Annotated in this window: 15 protein-coding genes; 9 read left to right on the forward strand and 6 right to left on the reverse strand. The window is 58.0% G+C overall.

The window, feature by feature from the left end:
• Nucleotides 1-142: 142 nt before the first annotated feature.
• On the reverse strand, nucleotides 143-889 hold the full coding sequence (locus RSSM_RS34330) for a hypothetical protein (protein ID WP_008684455.1): 747 nt from the start codon (nucleotides 887-889) through the stop codon (nucleotides 143-145).
• A gap of 360 nt (nucleotides 890-1,249) precedes the next feature.
• Between RSSM_RS34330 and RSSM_RS22460 the strand changes: the two genes are divergently transcribed.
• The 4 genes from RSSM_RS22460 to lnt all read left to right on the forward strand — a co-directional run bounded on the left by RSSM_RS22460 (nucleotide 1,250) and on the right by lnt (nucleotide 7,797).
• The gene (locus RSSM_RS22460; protein ID WP_144060034.1) at nucleotides 1,250-3,370 is read left to right on the forward strand and encodes a dockerin type I domain-containing protein; all 2,121 of its coding nucleotides are present in this window, start codon (nucleotides 1,250-1,252) and stop codon (nucleotides 3,368-3,370) included.
• Nucleotides 3,371-3,622: 252 nt separating this feature from the next.
• Nucleotides 3,623-4,381, forward strand: a complete 759-nt coding sequence (locus RSSM_RS22465; RefSeq protein WP_008684459.1) for a hypothetical protein — start codon at nucleotides 3,623-3,625, stop codon at nucleotides 4,379-4,381.
• A gap of 143 nt (nucleotides 4,382-4,524) precedes the next feature.
• Entirely contained in the window at nucleotides 4,525-5,619 is a 1,095-nt protein-coding gene (locus RSSM_RS22470; protein ID WP_008684460.1) for an alpha/beta hydrolase family protein, read from the forward strand.
• A 375-nt stretch (nucleotides 5,620-5,994) separates the two neighbouring features.
• Nucleotides 5,995-7,797, forward strand: coding sequence for an apolipoprotein N-acyltransferase (gene lnt, locus RSSM_RS22480; RefSeq protein WP_008684464.1), 1,803 nt, complete (start codon nucleotides 5,995-5,997; stop codon nucleotides 7,795-7,797).
• A gap of 214 nt (nucleotides 7,798-8,011) precedes the next feature.
• Here lnt and proS read toward each other — a convergent pair whose 3' ends face one another.
• Nucleotides 8,012-9,511: a proline--tRNA ligase gene (gene proS, locus RSSM_RS22485; RefSeq protein ID WP_008684468.1), complete on the reverse strand. Its 1,500-nt coding sequence runs from the start codon at nucleotides 9,509-9,511 to the stop codon at nucleotides 8,012-8,014.
• Between the two features lie 323 nt (nucleotides 9,512-9,834).
• Nucleotides 9,835-11,019, reverse strand: coding sequence for a glutamine-hydrolyzing carbamoyl-phosphate synthase small subunit (gene carA, locus RSSM_RS22490; protein ID WP_008684472.1), 1,185 nt, complete (start codon nucleotides 11,017-11,019; stop codon nucleotides 9,835-9,837).
• Nucleotides 11,020-11,470: 451 nt separating this feature from the next.
• Between carA and RSSM_RS22500 the strand changes: the two genes are divergently transcribed.
• The 4 genes from RSSM_RS22500 to uvrA all read left to right on the forward strand — a co-directional run bounded on the left by RSSM_RS22500 (nucleotide 11,471) and on the right by uvrA (nucleotide 17,613).
• Nucleotides 11,471-12,658, forward strand: a complete 1,188-nt coding sequence (locus RSSM_RS22500) for a prenyltransferase/squalene oxidase repeat-containing protein (protein WP_008684475.1) — start codon at nucleotides 11,471-11,473, stop codon at nucleotides 12,656-12,658.
• A 229-nt stretch (nucleotides 12,659-12,887) separates the two neighbouring features.
• The gene (gene pgsA, locus RSSM_RS22505; protein WP_008684477.1) at nucleotides 12,888-13,595 is read left to right on the forward strand and encodes a CDP-diacylglycerol--glycerol-3-phosphate 3-phosphatidyltransferase; all 708 of its coding nucleotides are present in this window, start codon (nucleotides 12,888-12,890) and stop codon (nucleotides 13,593-13,595) included.
• 5 nt (nucleotides 13,596-13,600) lie between these two features.
• Nucleotides 13,601-14,989, forward strand: a complete 1,389-nt coding sequence (locus tag RSSM_RS22510) for a CPBP family intramembrane glutamic endopeptidase (protein ID WP_044303308.1) — start codon at nucleotides 13,601-13,603, stop codon at nucleotides 14,987-14,989.
• Nucleotides 14,990-15,018: 29 nt separating this feature from the next.
• Nucleotides 15,019-17,613: an excinuclease ABC subunit UvrA gene (gene uvrA / locus RSSM_RS22515; RefSeq protein WP_008684481.1), complete on the forward strand. Its 2,595-nt coding sequence runs from the start codon at nucleotides 15,019-15,021 to the stop codon at nucleotides 17,611-17,613.
• Nucleotides 17,614-17,717: 104 nt separating this feature from the next.
• On the opposite strand, the gene RSSM_RS22520 is transcribed toward uvrA, so the two are convergent.
• Nucleotides 17,718-18,641 (reverse strand): esterase/lipase family protein, encoded by a 924-nt coding sequence (locus RSSM_RS22520; RefSeq protein ID WP_008684483.1) that lies wholly within the window; start codon nucleotides 18,639-18,641, stop codon nucleotides 17,718-17,720.
• 181 nt (nucleotides 18,642-18,822) lie between these two features.
• Here RSSM_RS22520 and RSSM_RS22525 point away from each other — a divergent pair, with 181 nt between their 5' ends.
• Entirely contained in the window at nucleotides 18,823-20,181 is a 1,359-nt protein-coding gene (locus RSSM_RS22525; RefSeq protein ID WP_044303310.1) for a DEAD/DEAH box helicase, read from the forward strand.
• Nucleotides 20,182-20,359: 178 nt separating this feature from the next.
• On the opposite strand, the gene RSSM_RS22530 is transcribed toward RSSM_RS22525, so the two are convergent.
• Both RSSM_RS22530 and RSSM_RS22535 read right to left on the reverse strand, forming a co-directional pair.
• Nucleotides 20,360-21,748, reverse strand: a complete 1,389-nt coding sequence (locus RSSM_RS22530; RefSeq protein ID WP_236621313.1) for a PP2C family protein-serine/threonine phosphatase — start codon at nucleotides 21,746-21,748, stop codon at nucleotides 20,360-20,362.
• Between the two features lie 90 nt (nucleotides 21,749-21,838).
• Entirely contained in the window at nucleotides 21,839-23,062 is a 1,224-nt protein-coding gene (locus RSSM_RS22535) for a M20/M25/M40 family metallo-hydrolase (protein ID WP_008684488.1), read from the reverse strand.
• Between the last annotated feature and the right edge of the window lie 7 nt (nucleotides 23,063-23,069).

Raw genomic sequence — 23,069 nt, forward strand, 5'->3', positions numbered from 1 at the left:
TTTTACCCGGCCAACACCACATGCAAAAAGATGAATTCGTTGCCTCGCTATTGTATCTCTCCGATCGACTCGGAACTCTATCCGGTCGACATCCAACGCGTCCATCATCCATCCGACGCGGTCCGATCACCGATTCATTCCTCTAGCGTCGTCGGCTAGTCTTTTTGGCTTTCTTCTTTGCCGATTTCTTCACCGATTTTTTACCTGCCTTCTTCGCTGCCTTCTTGGTCGTCTTTTTAACGGACCGTTTGACAGATTTCTTCACTGGCTTTTTGGCGGATCGTTTCGCCGACTTACGAACTGACTTCTTGGTTGGCTTCTTAACCGACTTCTTCTTCGCGGTTTTCTTGGAAGTTTTTTTAGCGGCGTTTCGCGACGATTTCTTAACGGACTTCTTCACCGTCTTCCGCTTCGATTTCTTCTTCGAACCACTTCCTTCGAAAAGAGCGACCACTTGATCCCGGTCGGTTATTTGCTGTTCACGGGCCAGCACGGCGAGTTCAAACGCGTGATCTTGGCCGTATTTGTTCCAAGCAAAACTCGCCTTCTCGCGTCGTCCATCCTCAGTCACCCACGAAGCACAGTACGCGGAGTAAGCACAACCCGGATAGCGATTGTCTTGTGAATAGGCGACGTGGACCCCGACAACCCCGGTACTGTTGCGCGACGTCAAACGATTGCGGGTCGAGTTCTCAGGCGGCCCCATCTCTTCGAGCAAATCTTGATACGCCTCTTTCGCCGCGACGAACGCCTTGCGTTTGCCACCGAATTTGCTGTCCGAAAAATACTTATTTACCCGATTACCGTTTCGGGAGATCCGTACCATGTACCCGCTGCGATTTTCCATTTCAAAGCGGGTGATTCCCTTGGCGACGGTTTTGGTAGACATGCAGAAACGACTCGGGAGATTGAAGCAAAAGTGGGTGTCACGTGGACGAAAAACCAGCGGACATTAAAGTCACCGACCTATCGGATTACAACCCGTTGAACCTGAGTTGACCGTCCCCTTCAGCGTAGCTTGAAAAACCAAATGTAAACACACGTCCACTTACCTTGCGAGGGGATGGCTGCGATTTTATGTCTGATGGTCAACCGTCCATTTCGAGTACGGTACATCAGTTGCGTTTGATTTCACTTGCTCGTGCTCGCCGACACGCGAGAGGACGAGCGAGATTTCAAACTCTCCAGCCGCTTATCGATCGCTTTTCGAGACCTCTCTATGCTACGCAAGCCACGAAGAACTTCCCGGATGAGCCAATGGCCCCAACGCTTCGTTCGGCTCGAGCGATTAGAGAAACGCGAGTTGCTCGCGGGCGATGTCGCGTCACCGGCCGCTGAAATCGCTCAGAGCGTTGAGCGAGCCGCCGAGGGCGAAGACACCAGCACTGTTCATTTCCGGTTCGACTACCGACATGACACGGGCTTCTTCAACAACCACCCCGAACGAAAAGCCTTGCTCGAAGAAGCCGGGCAATACTTAACCGATCGATTGAGCGATACGCTCGCAGCGATCCCGGCATCCAATTCGAACTACTCGTGGCAGGCGCACTACACCAACCCGTCAAACGGCGCGAACACGAAGGTCCCCAATGGGTTCTCAGTTGCCGCGAATGAAATTGTCGTTTTCGTTGGGTCACGCAATCTGCAGAGTCTCGATGCATCAGCACAACTAAAAACACGTGCACACGCCGACGGTGTGAACACGCCATTCAGCTACAACTGCGCCACCGGCACGCAGGCGCAGTGCGATGCGTTCGGATCGACGCTACTGACGCGCGGTGAAGGAACAACAATGGGCGTGGGTGCAAACGACTTTGCCCCCTTTGTGGGTTCTATCAGCTTCGACACGCGAAGTGAGACCGTCAACGCATGGAATTTTGACGACGAACCGCTCGAAGAAAATCAACTTCGTTTCGTTACCTTTGTACAACACGAACTCGCCCACATTCTCGGACATGGTGTAGCCGACTCGTTCATCACTCGGGTCAGTGGCGGTCGTTTCAACGGTCCTAAAACCAACGCCGCCTACGTGGGTTCGGGGAGCGTGCCGCTCAACGGCGAACATATCGCTCAGTCGGTCGAAAACGAACAATCGACGATCATGACGGCGAGCATCAACACACCGGACTTGTTCTCGGCACTCGACTTTGCGGTTCTCGATGACATCGGTTGGCAAGTGACCGGAGACTCACGACCGACCGTCAACATCACCACCCAATCCACTGTCGTCACCGAGGGCGTCGGTTCGCTGCAGGTCACCGCGACGTTGTCGAAGACGTCCGCCAGCTCGATCACCATTCCGGTGTCGATGTCGGGGGCCGCCACCTCGGACGTGGAGCTTTCTTCGACTGAGTTCGTTTTCGCGGCGAATCAACGAACCGCGACCATCACGATCGAGGTTACCGATGACACGGCTGACGAAACCACCGAAGCGGTGACGGTCTCTTTGCTCGGTGCGTCCGGTGCGATTCAAGGCTCGACAACCGATTTTCGGTTAACCATTTTTGACGATGATGGAGTCGACTGGACAACCGTCCCACGACTCGATCCCGCTGCGGTCTCGAATCCGCTCACCATCGCCGGAAACAACCAAGCCAGCGGCATCGTCTTCCGCGCCACGGCCTCACAAAACCTGCAGGTGACCGCTTCGAACGTCGACCAGATCAGCGAAGCCGTCCTGCTCATCGACAAAGACCAAGAGATCATCGGCCAATACACTTCCACCGGTCTGGCGTCGACTCCGCTGACCCAAGGCGAACCCTATGCGTTGATCTTTCTACCACGCCTAACCACGCGAACGTTCAACATCACGTATCCCGCGGGGCTCGGCGCGTCGATGCCCTGGACGAACGTCTTGTTCCCGCAGGACGTCAATGGAAACGGTGCGGTTTCCGAAACGGATGCGTTGCAAATCATCAACCAACTCAACTCGGCCGGCGATGGCGTCTCCGTCGACTCGTCGGCCGTCAGCGGCGATAGTTTTTATGACGTGTCGGGCGATCAACGCATCACGGCGTTAGACGCTTTGCGAGTCATCAACTACCTCAACAATCGAGATTCTGTAGGCAGCGAACCGATCCAGGGCGACCCCGTACCACCCGCACCGGCAACGTCTCCGGCCAACACGTCGATGGCTGCGAGCCAGCCCGACGAGTTCGAAACGATTGCCGAGGCGATCGCGGTGGGGGCAATCGCTGCTCCCACGAAAGCGACAGCAACGGACTTCGCGTTCTCCTCCATTGCGTCCGATTCCGTTGACGAGATCTTCGCCGATGACTTTTCCGCGAACGGCGGTGAATCAGGTAGCGACGAATCAGAAGGTGATCGGCAACTGCTCGACCTGCTCTCGGATCGCCCCAGAGACGCGTAGCGGTTTCGTCTCCGCGGTCGCATATCGGACGTTTGCCGCGCGTTATTTTGCGACTGATAACATGCTAGCAAACAACCGAAAACGGAACGGAAGGGCGTTGCCGACGGGAAGCTAGGTAATTTTGGGAAACAGTCCGACTCGACGGAGAGACCTCCGTTCGAGTTACGCCGAATTGCCTGCAGACCGATTAGCTGACGGGCCGATCCGACGAAGAACACAGACTCTTCGACCGCGATCATACGGCCGTCACCAATGCCTACTCATCCCAATCACTCGTTTGCTGTCATTCCTTGGTCATCTCGAGTGACACGCAATCCGATCGCGTTCGCAATCCTATTGGCGACAGCGATCGCCGGACTCGGCGCTTGCCCGGCCTACGCTGTGCAAGGATCCGTGATCGAAGGCAGCGTTGGTTTGTGGGCCCCGTTGCTGCCGGAATTGACGGAGGCCGGGGGTGCGAGCGACTCGGGTGATTCGGTCGGCACGCTGCTCGAACTGTCGGGCCACCATCGCTTTGACGGGTACCTGACCAGCGTCGAGGCGGGTGTCGAATATGGGGTCACCAATTCAGTTGAGATGTTCGGATACGAATTCTTGCTGCGTGACACGTGGTCATTCAAAATCGGTGAATTGTCGGCCGGGACGGGTTTCAGCCAAATGGAATGGGACCGCGACTGGGGACACCGAAGAATCACCAATGATTACACCGGAGCGAAAATCCGCGGCGGGTGGGAAACGACGTTCGGTCGCCAACCGATCTGGATCGACCTGACCCTCGGGATCTACGACTTCGATGGCAGCTATGACGATGGCGTGAACAGCGATACCGTCTCGGAGGTCACGACAACGTGGGGACTCGACGTGAAAGCCGACTGCGACCACTTTCGCATCCCGATGCGTTTCATCGCCGGCATCGACTACCTCAACGACATGACTACTTGGGAAGCAGGCCAGATCGGTACCGACGACGCGGTCGCCCTTTCCGGGTCGATCGAATTCCGCCTGTGGTAACCGCCCTTCTGCCAAACCGGCAATCGGCACCGCCCAACTCGATGGCGACCAACAACTGAATATTCGCTAAAAATTCACCCCTCCCGGGCCTGCTTTCCGGCGTAAGATTACGCGGCGTCTTTCAATGTCTCGCGAGTTCTTTTATGCCATCGTATCGTCTGTTCGGATTCATCCTCGCGATTTGCGGTCTTGCTCAGACCAACGCGAGCCACGGGCAGAATGTCCTTTACGGGAATCCTTCCGTATCGGGACCGGTGGTATTAGAGCGAGGGATTCCGTCCTCCACGATCGAACCGGCAGTCCCTACCGGGCTGCCCGACGAGGTCATCGAACAGCGACTTCAGGCGTTACCCAACTCCGCGTTCGATAAACGGGCGAGCGACGAGATTTGGTTGATCAGCAGCCGGCATCTGTGCTCCCGCCATGCGAGTATCGAAAGTCTCGACGTCAAGAAACGCGTCAACGGCTCGCACTGGAAAACCGAATCCGTACACAGTCTTCTCGGTCCGGATCCGACCGGGATGAATCGCCCGATTGTCGTTTTCGTCCACGGGAATCGATGGCCCCTCGACAAAGCGATCCGACGAGGGCTCCAAACCTACGATCAAACGATCTTCCCGTGGCGCGATGCACCGTCGCTGCGTTTTGTCATTTGGACGTGGCCATCCGATGCGATTCCGGGGCCCATTCGCGACGTAAAGACCAAAGCATCCAAAGCCGATCAACACGCGTTCCACTTCGCGAGATTCCTTCAAAGCGTCGCTCCACCCACCCCGCTATCCGTCGTGGGATACAGCTACGGCGGCCGCGTTTCGCTCGGCGCGTTGCATTTGATGGGTGGCGGACGGATCGACGGCTACCACCTTTCCAATGCCCCGCCCGCGTTCAGTGGTGTGTCGCAGCGGATCAACCTGACTTTGGTGGTGCCCGCTATCCGCAACAACTGTCTGATCGGAACTCGAGCCCAGGCCTACAGCCAGATCAACCGGCTGTTTCTGGTTTACAACAATCGCGATCGTTATTTGAACCTTTTCAAATTCACGCGGTTCGGCGGTAAGAACCCAGCACTCGGCTACACCGGTGTCTGTGGACTCAGCCGGTTGCCCGATCACACCTACCGCGTGGACCAGTTTAACGCATCTCGAGCGGTCGGAACCGACCATGACTTCCTGGAATACATTTCCGATCAACGGATCGAAACTCGGTTGCGAGCCCACCTTCTATTGCCTGCGGATTAGAAAGCCGTCGTTGCTCTACCGAAAAAGCGACGAGCACCAGGAATCATCGCTCTTTCGCAACCCGATCCCGACTTCGGTATCGACGGGATGAAACAACCGGCCCGGATCGGTTACTCTAAGTACCGATCCGAGAATCTCGGCAGACTGATTCGACGTTGGGCATTCGCCATGGTTGCCGAGTAGCAGCCGCGACGAACGCCGACAGGCCAATAAGCTCTCGGATGTTTTCTCGTGTCTGCGAAATGCAGGCTCAATCGATCCCGCCCCATTGAATCCCGGAAAAAATCGCAACGCGAGTCCGCACGTGGACGATGACCCTCGCGACTTTCCCGGGCACCACGATACGACTCACTTTGTCCACATGGATGTGCCGTAATGAAACCGTCGGTATGGAAATCGTCAAAGAAAACGACGTGGCTCGCCGCGATCGCATCGGTAGTACTGCTGTCTCTGTGCGGCCCGTCGACCAACCTTTGGCCGTTGTGCTTCATCGGTCTCGTTGGAATCTTGCAGATCGGCCGCACGAATTTGCCGGGATGGAAGTCGGCGGTGTACGTTTCGTTCTTCGCGTTCTACTTCATCTCGCTGCAGGGTTTGCGACACGCACACCCGCTGATGATCGTTCCGTTGATCGTGTTTGCCGCCTACCTGTCGGTCTATCCATTGCTGTTTGTGGCAATGTTGCGACGGATCACGACGGGGGCACCCGGCTCAACGTCCGCTGCATCCAACGCAATTCGCTCTGTTCCGTTTTCGATTGTCGCCGCGATCCTTTGGGTGGGAGGCGAGCTCGTTCGAAACTATTTCGCCACCGGCATCTCGGTTTTGATGCTCGGACATTCACTCGCCGGGATGCCGTCGGGAATCTTGCTACAGATCGCAGACTGCTTTGGCACGTACGGGGTTAGCTTCCTGATCGTGCTGGTCAATGTCGCCGTTGCCGACGTCGTCTTTCGAAACTCGACTCGCGCTTCCAACCCCGCATCAACGGAAGACTTTGATCAGGCTGCCGAGTCGTCTGATCCAATGTCGAGCGACAGTGAGCCGGTCACCTCATCTCGGTGGCCTCTCGCGTGCAACGGCTACATCACTTCGGTACCGATCGCCGTCATCGCCCTCGGGCTGACGTACGCATACGGGTCGCGTGCACTCGATTATCCGACCAAACCGTCAGACACCACATTTTTGCTGGTGGGCCGGGACGAACAGACCGAATACCAACAAGATTTCCAACGCGAAGTGGACATCTTTTCGGCGTATGCCCGCCAATCCATCACGGCGGTTCGCGCCAGCGAGAAAACGATCGACGCGGTCATTTGGCCAGAGTCGATGCTGTCCGGTGGGCAACCATGGAACATCGCCGAAGAAAACCTGACCGTCCCGCCACACATGCGAGACGCCGGCATGGACGACCGAAAGATGCGTGAAATCATCGCGCAGTCGCAACTCGAATTCAATCGTCGTTCGGTAGACCTCATCTCCGCGTTGAACGGTGGTGACACATCACGGTCGCCGTCGATCATCGGTGGATGTGGATTGATCCGGTATGGCGAAACCGCGAAACAATTCAGCGGAGTGATTCATATCGGTCCGGACGGCAATGTCGCGAACACCTACGCGAAGAACCACCTCGTCATGTTCGGCGAATACATCCCGCTGATTAAATCGATTCCCATCGCAAAAGACATGGTTCCCCCGGGGCTCGGACTCGATGCGGGAGTCGGCCCTGCGGTGTTCGAAGTCGGATCGTTGGACGTTCTCCCTAACCTTTGCATTGAAACGGCCGTCGAAAGGGTTTCCGTTAACCACATGCGGACGCTATGGCAAAAGACGCCCGAGCGAATTCCGGACGTGATCGTGACGCTGACCAATGACGCTTGGTTCGATCACTCATCGGTTGTTGAGCACCATCTCCGGTGCGCTCAATTGGTCGCGATTGGATGCCGGCGACCGATCTTATCCGCAGCCAACGGAGGCCCGACGGCGTGGATCGACAGCAGCGGACGAATCGTCGAAAAGCTGCCTCTCGACGCGGCGGGCACCATCGTCGCTACACCTCAAATCGATGACCGCGTCAGTCTCTACGTGCGGCACGGAGTGACGTTCGCATTGCCAATGGGCATGGCGTGGGTGTGCGGGTTGTTTGACTTGCTGAGAACCAAACGGAAAAAGAAATAGCCGGCTAGGTCGTGGAACCTCCCCGAGAACTCATCAGCCGATCGGCAATAGCCGAGGGTTCCATAGGGTAACCAGGAACGATCGGTCTACCGAGTTTTTCGGATGAGTTCGTAGCGAGTTTTGAAATTTGACGGGCCGATCATGGTTGCTGGATTCGCCGGAATTCAGGCCACCGAAGTCTGGCGACCCCGGCCACATCATCATCCAGAATGCTTTAGTACGCCTTGGCGAAGACGCCGATTTTCTCGGCGGGTTTGCCGGTGAAGAAGCACGTTCCCGGTTCGTCGTTCCCTTCGCGTGGGACGCAACGAATCGTCACTTTCAACTCTTTCAGCAGCGGATCGAGTGCGTCTTCGTCGGCAAAGTAGCAATTCGCAAAACCACCGTGGATTCCGTCTTCGTCCTTCGTCGCGAAGAAGTCTCGGAACTCGGCCTCGCTCTTGATGCTAACCGTGTTGTCTTCGCGAAGCTTCAAGGCGGCGGCAAACAGTTCGTTTTGCAGCGTGTCGAGTTTGGTTGAGATCGTTTGCACGAGTTCCTCACGCGAGATCCCAAAACTCTTCGGTTGGTTACGAATCCCGCAGAAGACACTGTTCTTGGCAATATCCTTCGGTCCGATTTCCAATCGAATCGGGACGCCACGTTTGACGTGATACCACTTCTTCTCGCCACCGCGGATGTCCCGGTCATCGATGATCACACGGATGGGTGCGCCGTTAAAAGTCTGCGCCGCGATTTCATCGCGAAGCGAATTGACGTACTCCATCACTTCGGCGCGCGAGTCGTCTTTGTAGATCGGTTGGATCACGACATGCGAAGGTGCCAATCGCGGTGGCAACACGAGCCCGTCGTCATCGCTATGGGTCATGATCAGTGCTCCGATCAACCGGGTGCTGACGCCCCACGACGTCGTCCACGCGTATTCGATGCCTCCGGTTTCGCTTTGGAATTTGATCTCTTGCGCCTTGGCAAAATTCTGCCCGAGGAAGTGACTCGTCCCCGCCTGCAATGCTTTGCGGTCCTGCATCATCGCTTCGATCGACAAGGTTTCGACCGCACCGGGGAATCGCTCCTTCGGCGTCTTGCTGCCGACGATGACCGGCATCGCCATCCAATCCTGGGCGAAGTCACGATAGACATCCACCATTTGCTCCGTTTCCGCGATCGCCTCTTCCGCAGTCGCGTGAACGGTGTGACCTTCCTGCCACAGGAACTCGGCGGTTCGCAAGAACATCCGTGTCCGCATCTCCCACCGAACCACGTTGGCCCATTGGTTGACGAGGATCGGGAGGTCGCGATAGCTCTGCACCCACTTCGCGTACGTCGCACCGATAATCGTTTCGCTCGTTGGGCGAACGATCAACGGTTCTTCGAGTTTGCCCGCCGGTCGCAATCCGCCTTCGGGATCGGGCTCGAGCCGGTGGTGAGTGACGACGGCGCACTCCTTGGCGAATCCCTCGACGTGCTCGGCTTCCTTTTCGAGGTAGCTCATCGGGATGAACAGCGGGAAGTACGCATTCTGGTGACCGGTCGCCTTGAACATGTCATCCAAGGCTCGCTGGACGTTCTCCCAAAGCTGATAGCCCCATGGTTTGATCACCATGCACCCGCGGACCGGCGAATTTTCGGCCAAATCGGCCGCACGAATCACCTGCTGATACCACTCGGGATAATCCACCGCACGGGTTGGGCTGATCGCTGTCTTTGGGGCCATAGGTCGAGGTCGAGAGAAAAAGAGATGGGAAGGAATGGTCGACGATGAACAAATCAAACGCCTGATGAGCGTTTGACGCTTTTAGCAGCGTAGCTGCCGTTTTGAGAAGACCACTCGCGGCCTCAGAAAACCGGCCCAACGCCAGCCCGCATGGGATGGATCATTGGAATGATCCGCGGGCTGGTGGCAGTTGCTTGGTTCGAACGCTTGGTCTGAATCGCTAGGTTCGAATCGCTAGGTTCGAAGATCGGGCGGCTAATGACGGAGTCGAAAAACATCTACACCGTCAACGCTCCCGTGCAGCGGACCGCGTCCGACATCGGCTAGCCGGCCGGCTGTGCGGCGGACAGGCTCTCTTGAAACTGTTGGAACAGGTAGTGGCTGTCGTGGGGACCGGCGGCGGCCTCCGGGTGATACTGCACCGCAAACGCGTCCGCGTCTCGGTGACGCACCCCGGCGATCGTATCGTCGTTTAAGTGACGGTGGGTCACCTCGAGGCAATCCGGCAGGTCTTTGTCATCGACCGCGAACCCATGGTTCTGGGTCGTGATCTCGACCTTCTCCGTTTTGACGTTGATCACCGGTTGATTCGCACCACGGTGGCCGAACTTCAGTTTGAACGTCTTCGCCCCACAGGCGAGTGAGAGCAGTTGGTGCCCGAGGCAAATACCGAACACCGGAACCTTGCCGATCAGATTCGAGATCGACTCGTGCGCGTACGTCAGCGGCTCGGGGTCGCCAGGTCCGTTGGAGAGAAACACACCGGTCGGCTCGAGACGCAGGATGTCGTCCGCCGAAGTGTTCCCTGGGACGATCGTGACGCGGTTGCCGCGCGAACGCAGATGCCGCGGAATGTTCCATTTCATCCCAAAGTCCATGCAAACGACGTGAGGACGATCCGAGTCGTCGAGGTCGTCGGCGTTGGTGACAATTGTTGCTCCGCGAGCAACTTCCACCGCGGTCCATTCGTCGAGTTCGTTGGTCCACTTCTCTTGTTGGGCCGGCATGACCTGTTGGACCATATCGCGTCCGACGAGGCTCGGTGCCGCTTTGGCTTTCGCGACCAGCGACTCGTCATCGAGATCGTCGGTCGAGAGGACTCCCTGCATCGCTCCTTCGCTGCGGATCCGGCGAACGAGGGCGCGGGTGTCGATGCCCATCAGTCCCATCACGTTGTTTTTCGCGAGGTACTCAGCGAGGGCCCCTTCGGACCGATAGTTACTGTGGATTCGGCTTTCGTTGCGGATGACGAATCCCGCCAGCGAGGTCTGGTGGCGCTCGACGTCGATCGAGTTCACGCCGTAATTTCCAATTTCGGGATAGGTCATCGTGACGATTTGACCACAGTAACTCGGATCCGTCAGGATCTCCTGGTACCCCGTCATCGACGTGTTGAAGACCACCTCTCCGGCCACTTCTCCGGTGGCACCGAGGGAGCGGCCTGCGTAGACCGTGCCATCCTGGAGAGCGAGTTTTGCCGGTTTGGAAGCTTGATTTGAATGGGTCATAGACAATGTCTTCATGGCGGAAGGCACCCTCGCGATTGGCCGCATTTCGAACGAGTTCACACGGATTCGGCGAGGGGCGAATTGTTTCACTGAGTATCGCGTCGACGAACGATCTGTTCTAGGGGTAACCTTCGCATTCTCTGCACGAAAGGAACGAGAATTGCGTCCATCCCCCGGCACAACGCCAGGCAGGCGTGGCGCCAGCGCGGCCGACCGGCCTTCGAGGCGATCGAACCCGACGCAAAACCGCCCGGCTAACGAACATCTCGCTACACTCATCGATAGCATTCTCAACGACTGACAATATGCGAGTGCCCATTTCGACGTGAGCGATCCCAAAGCGAATCTCGCTGACGTCCCGAAAGAGCCGCCTCGTTGACTCGCGTGGCCCCGGCAACCGATTCCCCGTTTCTCAAACAAAAACTTGAACGCTGTGGAGAACCAATCCCCCATGATGACTCGCATTTTTCGCGGAATGACCACCCCAACTTTGGCCGTGGTTGTCTGTGCGGCATCACTCGCCCCGATCACCCTCGTACGTGCGGAGTCGGCCGGAAAAACGGCAGCTCCCGAGAACCTGGACTACCGGATCGATCAAATGGTCGACCGAGGCATCGAGTTCCTGCGGACCCGCGGCCAAACCGAAAACGGGGCCTTCAGCGGGGAAACCGGAGCCGCGGTGACGGGGCTTTGCGTCCGTGCCATCTTGGAGCACCGCCCCGCCGCGGCGGTCAATGATCCGGTCGTCAAGAAATCGCTGGAGTTTCTCAAATCGAAGATCCAGCCCGATGGTGGGATCTACGAAACCGGATCCCTGTATCGCAATTACGAGACATCGTCCTCCGTTCTCGCCCTCGTGGCCGCGAAGAATGCCTCCGACGACGGGGCAGAAAAGTACGACAGTATTCTTCGCCGGGCAGAAATGTTCTTGAAAGAGATCCAGTGGGATGCCGGAGAAGGCGTCTCGCCGGATGACACCGCCTACGGAGGCGCCGGCTACGGCAGCCACTCGCGACCAGACCTTTCGAACACCTCGTTCCTGATCGAGGCTCTCCATGAATTGGGCAACGACGCCGACGATGAGGCGATTCAAAAAGCGTTGAAGTTCGTCGCTCGCACGCAAAATCTCGCCCCACCGGAAGGCACCGACGTCGGAAATGACACCGCCCATGGCGAAAAAATCGGCGACGGCGGCTTCTACTACACCCCCGCAGCAGGCGGTCAAAGCAAAGCCGGCGAAGAACCCAACGGCGGACTCCGCAGTTACGGCTCGATGACCTACGCGGGTTTGAAAAGCATGATCTACGCAGGCCTGACGCCGGACGACCCTCGCGTCAAAGCGGCACTCGGTTTTATCCGCGAAAACTATTCGCTCGATAAGAACCCGGGGATGGGAGCACAGGGGCTGTTCTACTACTACCACACCTTTGCCAAGGCGTTGGACGTTGCCGGCCTCGAAGTGGTCGATGTCGAGGGCGGCGAAACACACGATTGGCGAGCCGATTTGGTGAACACCCTCGAAGCGTCTCAACAAGAAGACGGATCGTGGGTGAACCGCGAAAGTGACCGTTGGATGGAAGGTGACCGCCAACTGGTGACCGCATACTGCCTGATGGCGCTTGCTCACGCCAAAAAATAGAGCCTCGGCGGACAAAAAACAGAGCCTCAGCGGACAAAAAACAGAGCGCCGGCGGAGATAGGTAGCCGGGGCAAGGAGTGACGCTCGGTTGGCGAGAGCCGAGCGGTGGGATAAGTTATCGTCAATCAGGTGTTCGATACCGTTTGGCGACGCTGGCATTGCGAGTCGTCGCCAACAATCGCATCGCCCCTTCCCGGCTGTTCCCACTCCTTTCGCCACGGACACTTCCATGCCGAGTCCCTCGATCTACAACGTGCCGAACGCACTGACGACAGTGCGATTCGCGTTGGCGATCGCGGTGGTTGTCTTGATCCCGATGCGAGAGACATGGCCCGCGTTGGTCGTTTTCTTGATCGCCGTTTCGACGGATTGGATGGACGGTTACTGGGCACGAAAGTACGGCCAGGTCACCAAACTCGGCCGTATCTTTGACCCCTTTGTCGACAAGATCATCATCTGCGGTTCGTTCATCGCGTTGGTGGAAGTCGACGACAGTCCGGTAAAGTCTTGGATGGCAACCGTGGTTGTCGCCCGCGAACTGCTGGTGACTAGCCTTCGTGGAATTATCGAAGGGGCCGGCGGCGACTTCTCGGCGAGTTGGCTCGGCAAATGGAAAATGGTGGTTCAGTGCGCCGCCGTCGTTGCCGCGTTGCTTACATTTGTGATCCTTCCGGTTCCGGCTTGGCTGAGCATCGCGACTCAGGTGCTTCTCTGGGGCGCGATCTTCATCACCGTTTATTCCGGCGTCGACTACACACTCATCGCCGCTCGCGTGATGCAGTCCTCCCCGCAAACGCTGACCCAAGCCGCCGCGACTCCAACCACTGCCGCTGATGCGATTGCGTCCGAATCGGCACCCGACGAACCGGCCGTCTCGTCACCCCCGGCACCTCGCCAGGACGAGACGACGGCTGACTCGCTCTCGGATCGAACCTGAGTCTCATGCAAAACCCTGTGACCTCGCCCGACGCCTCCACCGAGGCGATGGCACCTGATGCAACCGCCGCTATCGAAGTCGCGGAACTCTCCGGATACGAGTGGTTGCTGACCGGAATCTCACTCCTGATCCTTTTTGCTTTTACGACCTCGCTCATCAAGTGGATCTCGTTGCTGCGCCGCCGCGTTCGTTTCTTCGGCGAAGGTGCGTTGCTCCCCGAGCGTCCTCGGGCCCGTCCGTACTGGAACCCGCTCTACTTCCTGTTCTTCTTTGCCGTCCTGATCGTCGCCAACCTGCAGTACAACCAACTCGCTCAGCAGTACACATCGGCCGACATTCCGGCGACGGCGGAACCCACGATCACGGCCGACAACGTCATCAATTCCGATGACGTCACGCAGGCAGATGCCGGTGATGGGGATGCGGAAGAGGCAACCGCGGGTGCTCCCGAAATTTCCGTGCTGCAGCTCTTGCTCAGTTCCGCATCGATGGTGACCGCAACGATTGTCACGATGTGGCTCGCGCTCGCGTTTCGACCTCGCATTCGCCCCCACACCGGTGAACAGATCACTGGGTCGGTGCGACACGAACGCCCCAAAATCGGTTGGTTGCCCGAAAAAGGCGACGTGACACTCGGATTCAAATCCGCATGGCTGATCCTTCCGCCGACGATGTTACTGATGGGGTTGGTTTCGGTCCTGCAGAAATACTCGCACCCGGTTCTGGAAGCACTCAAACCGGACGGCCCCGATTCCTCGCCGGACTTCGCCGTTTTCGCTGCGTTGTTCTTCACGACCGCAATCGTGACGCCGATCGTGGAAGAGTTCTGGTTCCGAGGCATCCTGCAAGGCGGCCTGCAACGGATCGCGGACGCCATGCACGACACGAGGCGTTGGGCAATCGCGTTACCGAACGCTTCGATGTCAAACGCAACTACCGAAGCAGACGGTGAAACCACCGGCCCCGCCCGCGTCGAACTGACGAGCTCCCCGCTGGGCACGCCGCTCGCCAACACGCATACGATTCCCGCCGAACCGATCGCCGCTGAAACAGTTCCATCCGAACCGATCGCAACCGATCCCTACGCGTCGCCACGGCCGGCCGAAGTTGCAGGCACACCGCTGAGCGAGCAACCGACTCCGGCCGAACTGGCCGCAGACTTCTCCACCCGATCAGACTGGACGCCGACGGCTATCTGGCCGATCGTCGTTGCGAGCATCCTGTTTGCCGTCATGCACTGGGGACAAGGGCTCGCTCCGATCCCGCTGTTCTTCCTTTCCTTGGGTCTAGGATACCTCTACCGCCAAACCGGCTCGCTGGTGCCATCGATCGTGGTGCACTTCGTCCTCAACGGGTTCACCATGAGCGCGACCCTTCTCGAGCTGCTGCGTTAGTCGTCCGTCCCACTTTCGAGCCGATCCGTTTGAGCCCACCGATTCGCATCCGCGGTGCACGCGTTCACAACCTCAAAAATCTCGACGTGGATATCCCTCGAGATTCGCTCACCGTGATCACGGGTGTATCCGGCAGCGGGAAAAGTTCGCTCGCCTTCGACACGCTCTTTGCCGAAGGCCAACGCCAATACATCGACACGCTGTCGACCTACGCGCGGCAATACCTCGACGCGATCCCACGACCGGACGTGGACCTGATCGACGGCCTCGCACCGACGCTATCGATCGATCAAAAAAGCGGCACGCAATCGGCACGCAGCACGGTCGCAACGGTCACTGAAATTTACGATTACCTGCGATTGCTCTACGCACGCGTCGGCACCCCGCACTGCACGCATTGTGGCAGCACGATCTCGACACAAACGCCGGACGCGATCGTCCAATCGATCGCTGCCTATCCACAGCGCACCAAACTGACACTGATGAGCCCGATGGTGCGTGGTCGAAAGGGGGCGCACAGCGATGTTTTTGAGAAGATCGCATCGCAGGGACTGGTACGCGCCCGCGTCGATGGCGAGGTCTATCTGCTCGAAGATGTGCCGCCGCTCGCGATACGAAAAAACCACACGATCGAAGCCGTCGTGGACCGAATCGTCCTCAAGAAAGGCGTCGATTCGCGGCTCGACGAGTCCACGCGTTTGGCCATCCGACTCTCCGACGGACTCGTTTCCGCCCTGATCGAACCGCCCGCTGGCGAGCCCGAATCGAAACTGTTCAGTACCGCGATGGCGTGCATCGAGTGCGGTGCCAGCTTCGAAGAACTCGAACCACGAACATTCAGCTTTAACAGCCCCTACGGTGCCTGTCCGACCTGCGACGGACTCGGCGTGGTCGAGGACTCGAATAACTCCAAATCTCGCAAAAGTCGACCAGGCCGTAAAAGCTCGGCGACGAGAGGCCGTAAAAAAGCCTCCCGTGATGAACCGACGACGCTGCGTACATGCCCGGACTGCGACGGCGGGCGACTGCGCCCGGAAGCCCTCGCGGTGAAAATCCAAGACGAATCGATCGCTTCGGTGGTTTCGATGCCGTTGGTCGATTCGCAGACCTGGATCCAAAACATCACCGATTCGCTATCGGCACTTCAACAACGCGTCGCCGCGCCGATCCAAGACGAAGTCGTCCGGCGGATCGATTTCCTACGACGCGTGGGAGTCGACTATCTCTCGCTCGATCGCTCCGCCGACACCCTCAGTGGCGGTGAACTGCAACGGATTCGTTTGGCGACCTGCATCGGCAGCGGTTTGGTCAGCGTTTGTTATGTCCTCGATGAACCATCTATTGGGCTTCACCCCGCCGATCATGATCGGTTGCTCGGTGCGATCAATGAACTCAAGGGGCAAGGCAACACGATCGTCATCGTCGAACACGACGAGGACACGATGCGAGCCGCCGACCACCTGATCGATATCGGCCCCGGCGCTGGAGTCCACGGCGGACACCTCGTCAGCCAAGGCACCCCCGATGAGGTCGCCGATGACCAACACAGCCCAACCGGTCGCTTCCTTTCCGGCGAACACGCCATCCAACTCGACCGCGAACGCAGACAACCCCGGCGCAACGAATGGTTGACTCTGCGAGGTGCTCGCCTGCACAACCTCGACAACGTGACCGCGAAGGTACCACTCGGTCTACTCGTCGGGATCAGCGGCGTATCGGGCAGCGGGAAGAGCTCGCTCATTGTTGACACGCTTTATCCCGCCGTCGCCTCGCACCTCGGATTGGTCAGCAAACCGGCAGGGCCGCACACCAAACTCACCGGCGCCGACAAACTCGACAAACTCATCGCCATCGACCAGTCACCCATCGGACGAACCACCCGTTCGTGCCCAGCCACCTACGCGGGCGTGCTCGATCCGATTCGCAACGTGTTCGCATCCACCCGCGCGTCCAAAACGCTCGGCTTTTCCGCCTCACGTTTCAGTTTCAACTCACCCGCCGGCCGCTGCGACTTGTGCAAAGGGAACGGATTCGAGCGGATCGAAATGAATTTCCTCAGCGACCTGCTGATTGAATGCTCGCGGTGTGGCGGCAAACGTTTTAATCGGCAAACGCTGCAGGTCCGGTTCAAAGGCGCGACCATCGCCGACGTGCTCGACATGACGATCGAAGCCGCATTGGAGTTTTTCGAAAACGTTCCAAAGGTTCACACGCTTCTTTCGTCACTCTATGACGTCGGACTCGGTTACGTCACGCTCGGTCAATCGAGCACCACGCTCAGCGGCGGCGAGGCCCAACGAATCAAACTCGCCACCGAATTGGCACGACCGGGCACCGGTCAGACGCTCTACCTGCTCGACGAACCAACGACCGGGCTGCACTTCTCTGACGTCCAACGATTGCTCGATGTTCTCGACCGGCTCGTGGACCAAGGCAATACAGTGCTGGTGATCGAACACCACACTGATCTTCTCGCCGCATGCGATTGGCTCATCGATCTCGGCCCCAAGGGTGGAACCGAAGGCGGACGCATCATCGCCGAAGGCCCGCCCGAAACCGTCGCGCAGTGCCAAGAGTCACTGACCGGTGACTTCCTGCGTCGCCGATTCGCCGCCGAAAACTGATTGCGCGGATAAGCCTTCGACCACGACGCCGTTTCGCAGCGATTAACGGACAGCGTGCGAGTCGAGAAAATCGATGGTCCACTTCTGACAGTCCGTGTCATTCATTAGGAACGAGTGCAACACCGGCACCTCGTGCGTCTCCAAGGCACCATCGAGCTTCGCTTCCTCGAGCCCAACGACGAAGTCACTGTCTCCCTCGACGAGCGGATTGCGAATCGGCCCGGGCTCCAACTTTGCCGGCAACGATCGCGAAAGGAAACGGCGGCGTCGCGAGTTTCGACTCGACGTCCTCCCATCCGGTTCCGAGCTCCATCGCGCCGGGACCGGCGACCAAACCAAAAATCCCTGTCGCCGCGAGCCGTTTCGCGATCACGGCGCCGTGATTGGGCGGCCCCAACCATCACCATCGCCCGGCAACGCGGCAACAGATTCGCGGGGTCACCGTCGCGTTGCAAATCACCGATCAAATGACGCGTCACGATGTTGCCCATGCTGTGGCCGACAAAACAGAACTCGGTCTCGGGATGTTGCCCTTCGAGCACGCGGCGCAGCGCGGCCGCCGACTCTGCGAGCCCCGATCGCGTGCTCGCGTATCCGAATCGAATGACCTGGTCATACCCGTCCGCACGCAGTGCTTTTTCGAGCGATTTCATCGACGAGTCGGTCCGCATCAAACCGTGGATCAATACCACGGTCGGTTTTGCGGAAGGCTCCGGAACGTCGGCACACAGATTGTCGAGCAGCTCCATCGCTTCCGTTTCGGTGCCCCACCCGCGGCGAATATTGCTCGGATCGAGTACCCGGCAGTGCCCCGATAACGCGTTGCGTTGCAAACGGTATCCGGAGCGGTTTTCCAGGTCGGTCCACAACTGAGCCCCGCCAATCGTCGGCAACGGCACGTTCAAATTCTTCGCCACGGTATCGCTCTCGCTTTGTCCGACCACCTCACACCCGCCAAAGAGAAATCCCAACGTGATCACCCCGACCGACAGGCAGACGGGAGACCAACATGCGGCGAGACGGAACATAGTCGTTATCGTTGATGGAGGTGGTTATTGAGAAAATAGGGGGAGTTCATCAAGGAAGTGCCCGTCGGCTCCCCCAAGCTGCGCGATCTTGCCGTCAAAAACCATTAAAAATTGGCAATGCACTCCCCGCCAACGACACGGGCTAGTGTTGCAAACCGAAGCGACACGATAAACTTTCCACATGAGCTACTCAAGAAGTCACCGAAACAACCGGAAGAGCGGGGGCGGTCGCGCCTCTCGCTTCGAAGAACCTGAAGATACAATCGCCCTGTTGGAATCGGTGGGACCCGTCGTCCTTCCCCCCGACATGGAATCTTTTGACGAGTTAGACCTCTCTCCCGTCATGCGGAGAGCGATTGCAAAAGCGGGCTTTACCAAACCGTCGCCCATCCAGGCGTCGCTGATTCCGTACGCACTCGACGGAACCGACGTGATCGGACAAGCCCGGACGGGCACCGGCAAGACCGCCGCGTTCTCGATTCCGATCCTCGAACAACTCGATTCTCTGGAAGAATGCCGCGACCCGCAGGCGGTCGTTGTCGTTCCCACCCGGGAATTGGCAGACCAGGTCGCCGGCGAAGCCGCACGTCTCGCCCACGGTGTACCCACCGAAATCGCGGTGCTGTCGGGCGGAAAAAACATGAACCGCCAATTGCGCCAACTCGAAAACGGCGTCCAATTGGTAGTCGGAACCCCGGGTCGGATTCACGACCACCTGCAGCGCGGCACCCTGCGACTGCACAAAACATGGTGCGTCGTTCTCGACGAAGCCGACCGGATGCTCGATATCGGTTTCCGACCGCAAATCGAGAGAATCCTACGCAAATGCCCTCGCAACCGACAAACGCTGCTACTCTCGGCAACCCTCCCGCCGGTCGTGCGACGCCTCGCCGAGAGCTACATGTCCGAACCGGTCGTGATCGATTGCTGTCGCAATGAGATGGCTGTCGACACGATTGAACAGCGTTACTTCACCGTCGCAAACGATCGAAAGGTCGAACTGCTCGAACAACTTCTCGAACGAGAAGATCCCGAACAGGCAATTATTTTCTGCCGCACCAAACGGGGTACCGATCGACTGCATCGGCGTCTTTCTCGCACCTATCACGGAGCATGTGGGTGCATCCATGGTGACTTGCAACAACGCGAACGTGACCGCGTTCTGCAAAACCTACGCGACCGCAAACTCAAACTGCTGATTGCCACCGACGTGGTCGGCCGCGGGATCGACATCACCACGATTTCGCACATCGTTAACTTCGACGTCCCGCAAGACTGCGACGATTACGTCCACCGTGTCGGACGAACCGGACGGATGGGCCGCGACGGTGTCGCGTTCACGTTCGTGGTTCCCGGCGAAGGCGATACTTTGACGAGCATCGAACAACGCATCAACAAGGAACTCGTTCGCGATTCCATCGAAGGCTTTGAACCGGTACCGACCGCCGCCGCAGTCCTCGAAGCGAAAGAGGACGAAGAGCCAACCGAAGTCCGACGCAGCCTCAACCCGATGACTCGGAAAAAGAAGCGACGTCCGTAGCACGTTTTCAGATTTGACGTAGCCGATCTCGCGAAGCATTCCAACGCGGTTTGCTTTCCACGCCAGCGGTAGTGGATCTTGTTAAAGATCCTCATTCAGCAGAATCTTTAACAAGACCCACTACGCGAGAACGGCCAAGCGAAAAGCCCATCCAATCGCGACTAAACGCGATCAACTACTAAAGATCGACCGCGGTATCGCTCGCCGAGTCATCTTGATGCTGACGCAGCACGTTCATGGCGGCGATCACAGCGTCACACTGATGACCGATCGCAACCTTCCACTGCCCCGCGTTCTGGGCCGCATTGGATTTGTCTTGCAAATCCTGAACCTCGCTCCAATCGAGCATCCAGTGGTTTTGGTCGAACGTCTGCTTCATTTCAGAAACGACGCCCGCCAAACGAACACAAACGGTTTGATGCTGGTTCACATCATATCGTCGATAAGGTCCGCTTCCCGTGGCGAGAACCGACTCCTCCAAACCTGATTCATAGCTTCCCTGCACGGGACTTCGCGATGCCGATTTGTTTCGCCGCCTCGCGTTGAGCGCCCGGCGATGATCATCCGTCGCCAAGATCCCGCTCGCCCACACGGCTAGAGCGATCGCGCCGAGAATGAAAGCCGCGATCGCCGACCCGGCCCATTTGGATCCGCCCCAGTAAGCAGCCGCAGCGAATCCGGCCGCACCGATCCAGCAAATCGTCGTCGCGGCCAACAGGGCACTCGACGAATGCTGACGATTCCACTGAAAACCACCCTGCCCGTTGTCGGCAGCAGGCTTCTTCTTTTTCACCATTTGATCACTGGTGATATCGACAACGATGACCGTAATGTTGTCAGGCCCACCGCGCAGGTTCGCCAAGTCCACGAGAACCGGCGTCAACTTATCGATCGGCAAACTGTCCATCAGCACGCCAAGGTCTTCGTCGTCGACCAATCCGGTCAAACCGTCACTGCACAACAGAAAACGGTCACCGAGCTTCAGATCAAACGGACCTTCGATGTCCACCATCACATGGGCGCCCGGCCCTAGCGATCGAGTGATCACATTTTTGGGAATCGATTTCCCGAGCGGGCTGTCACTGGGGATCTGGCCGCTCGCGTGCATTTCCCAAACCAACGAGTGGTCGAAGGTCAGTTGCTCCAACACACCTTTTCGCAAACGGTAGATTCGAGAGTCACCCACCTGGGCGACATATCCCTGCCCACGGGACAACACCAACGAACTCGCCGTTGTGCCCATGTTGTGAAATTCGGGATTGCTCTGCCCGCGATCATAGATGGCCGTGTTCGCCTGATGGACGGCTTCACCGAGAGCCTGCCCCTTGTCCGTTTTTTGCGAACTGATGTATCGCATCGCGATTTGTTCGCACGCGATCTTCGACGCGAGTTCCCCCGCCGCGTGAGCCCCCATCCCGTCGGCGACGACGAACAAATGCCCGCGGCGCTCAAAACGCTCGGCCGACTCGGCAACCATGACCGAGTACGAATCTTGATTGTTTGCCCGACGCATCCCCACATGGGTCAACTCCGAGACATTCACTCCGGGATGCCAAGACTCAGACAAACGACAACGGCCAAAATGCTAGTTACGGGGCGGGTTTTTCGTGAAGTTATTATAAGGTTCAGCAGACGCGGAACCTAGTACCGGTGCAGCTTATTTCGCCATCAGGATTGACGCGGCCAAACGGCACGCGTCGAGATACTCATCAACCAACAAGTGTTCATCGGCGGTATGAATCGCTGCCTGCCCGCATCCAAGTGTAACGGCTTCGATCCCGTGGATGTACAACCAGTTCGCATCGAGCCCGCCGTTGGCAACTTCACAAACCGGATCTCGCCCGAGCAGCGAAATCCACTGACGTGCCCCCGCAACGGACGGGTGCTCCAAATCCAACGCGAACGCTTCGTAGTCGACATGGCTGCTGAACTCGATCCGACCGCACCGACCGCTGACGTCGGTCACCTCGGCAGCGGCCTTCTCCAACGCATTCTTGATTTCCGAAACGATCCAACTGCGAAACGCCGCGTCATGACTTCGCGCTTCGATCTTCAGTTTAACCTCCGGCGTCACCACGTTGGTTGCCTCGCCGCCGTGGAATACTCCGACATTGGAAGTTCCCCGTTTGCCATCGCGTTCGATCAATCCGTGCAATCCCGCGTCGTGCAATGCCGCAATCGCTTTGGCGGCAATCGCAATCGCGCTGACCCCTTTCTCAGGAGCCACGCCGGCATGCGACGCAAACCCATGAACCGTGGCCTGCATGCGTTCTCCACCGATCGCACCGTGACGAATTTTATCCAACGTTCCGCCGTCAAAGTTGAGCGCTTGATCCACCTCGCCAATCTTTGCCGGGTCGAGATGCCGCGCCCCCTCGAGCCCCACTTCCTCCTGGATCAAAAAACAAACCACCGCGGGAGGCAAATCCGCATCGGGATGCTCTTTCAGATAACGCAGTCTTTCAAGCACGGCAGTCAAGATGACCGCACACCCCGATCGATCGTCACCACCTAGCCCCGTATCACCTTCCGCAACGACGACTCGCCCCAACTCCGAATCTTCCTTCATCACCGGCTTCGCGCCGACGCAAATCGGGACCGTGTCCATGTGAGCCGACAATAAAGTACGTGGCAGCGAAGCATTTCCCGGCAAACTCACAATCAGGTTGCCGCAGTTTCCTTGTATGCGTGTTCGCTGATGAGCATCATCGCGGACAATCCAATCAGACTCGGCTCCCGCATCGATCAACATTTTGACGATCGCGTCGGCCACTCCCGCTTCCTCACCGCTTCGCCCCGGAATCGCTGTCAAATCGAGAAATCGTTCGATCGCACCATCGGCATCAATCCGCACCAGTTTGTCTTCAGCGGCTGTGGTCATTTAAGAA

The organism is Aporhodopirellula sallentina SM41, assembly GCF_000346505.1.
GTDB classification, from domain to species: domain Bacteria; phylum Planctomycetota; class Planctomycetia; order Pirellulales; family Pirellulaceae; genus Rhodopirellula; species Rhodopirellula sallentina.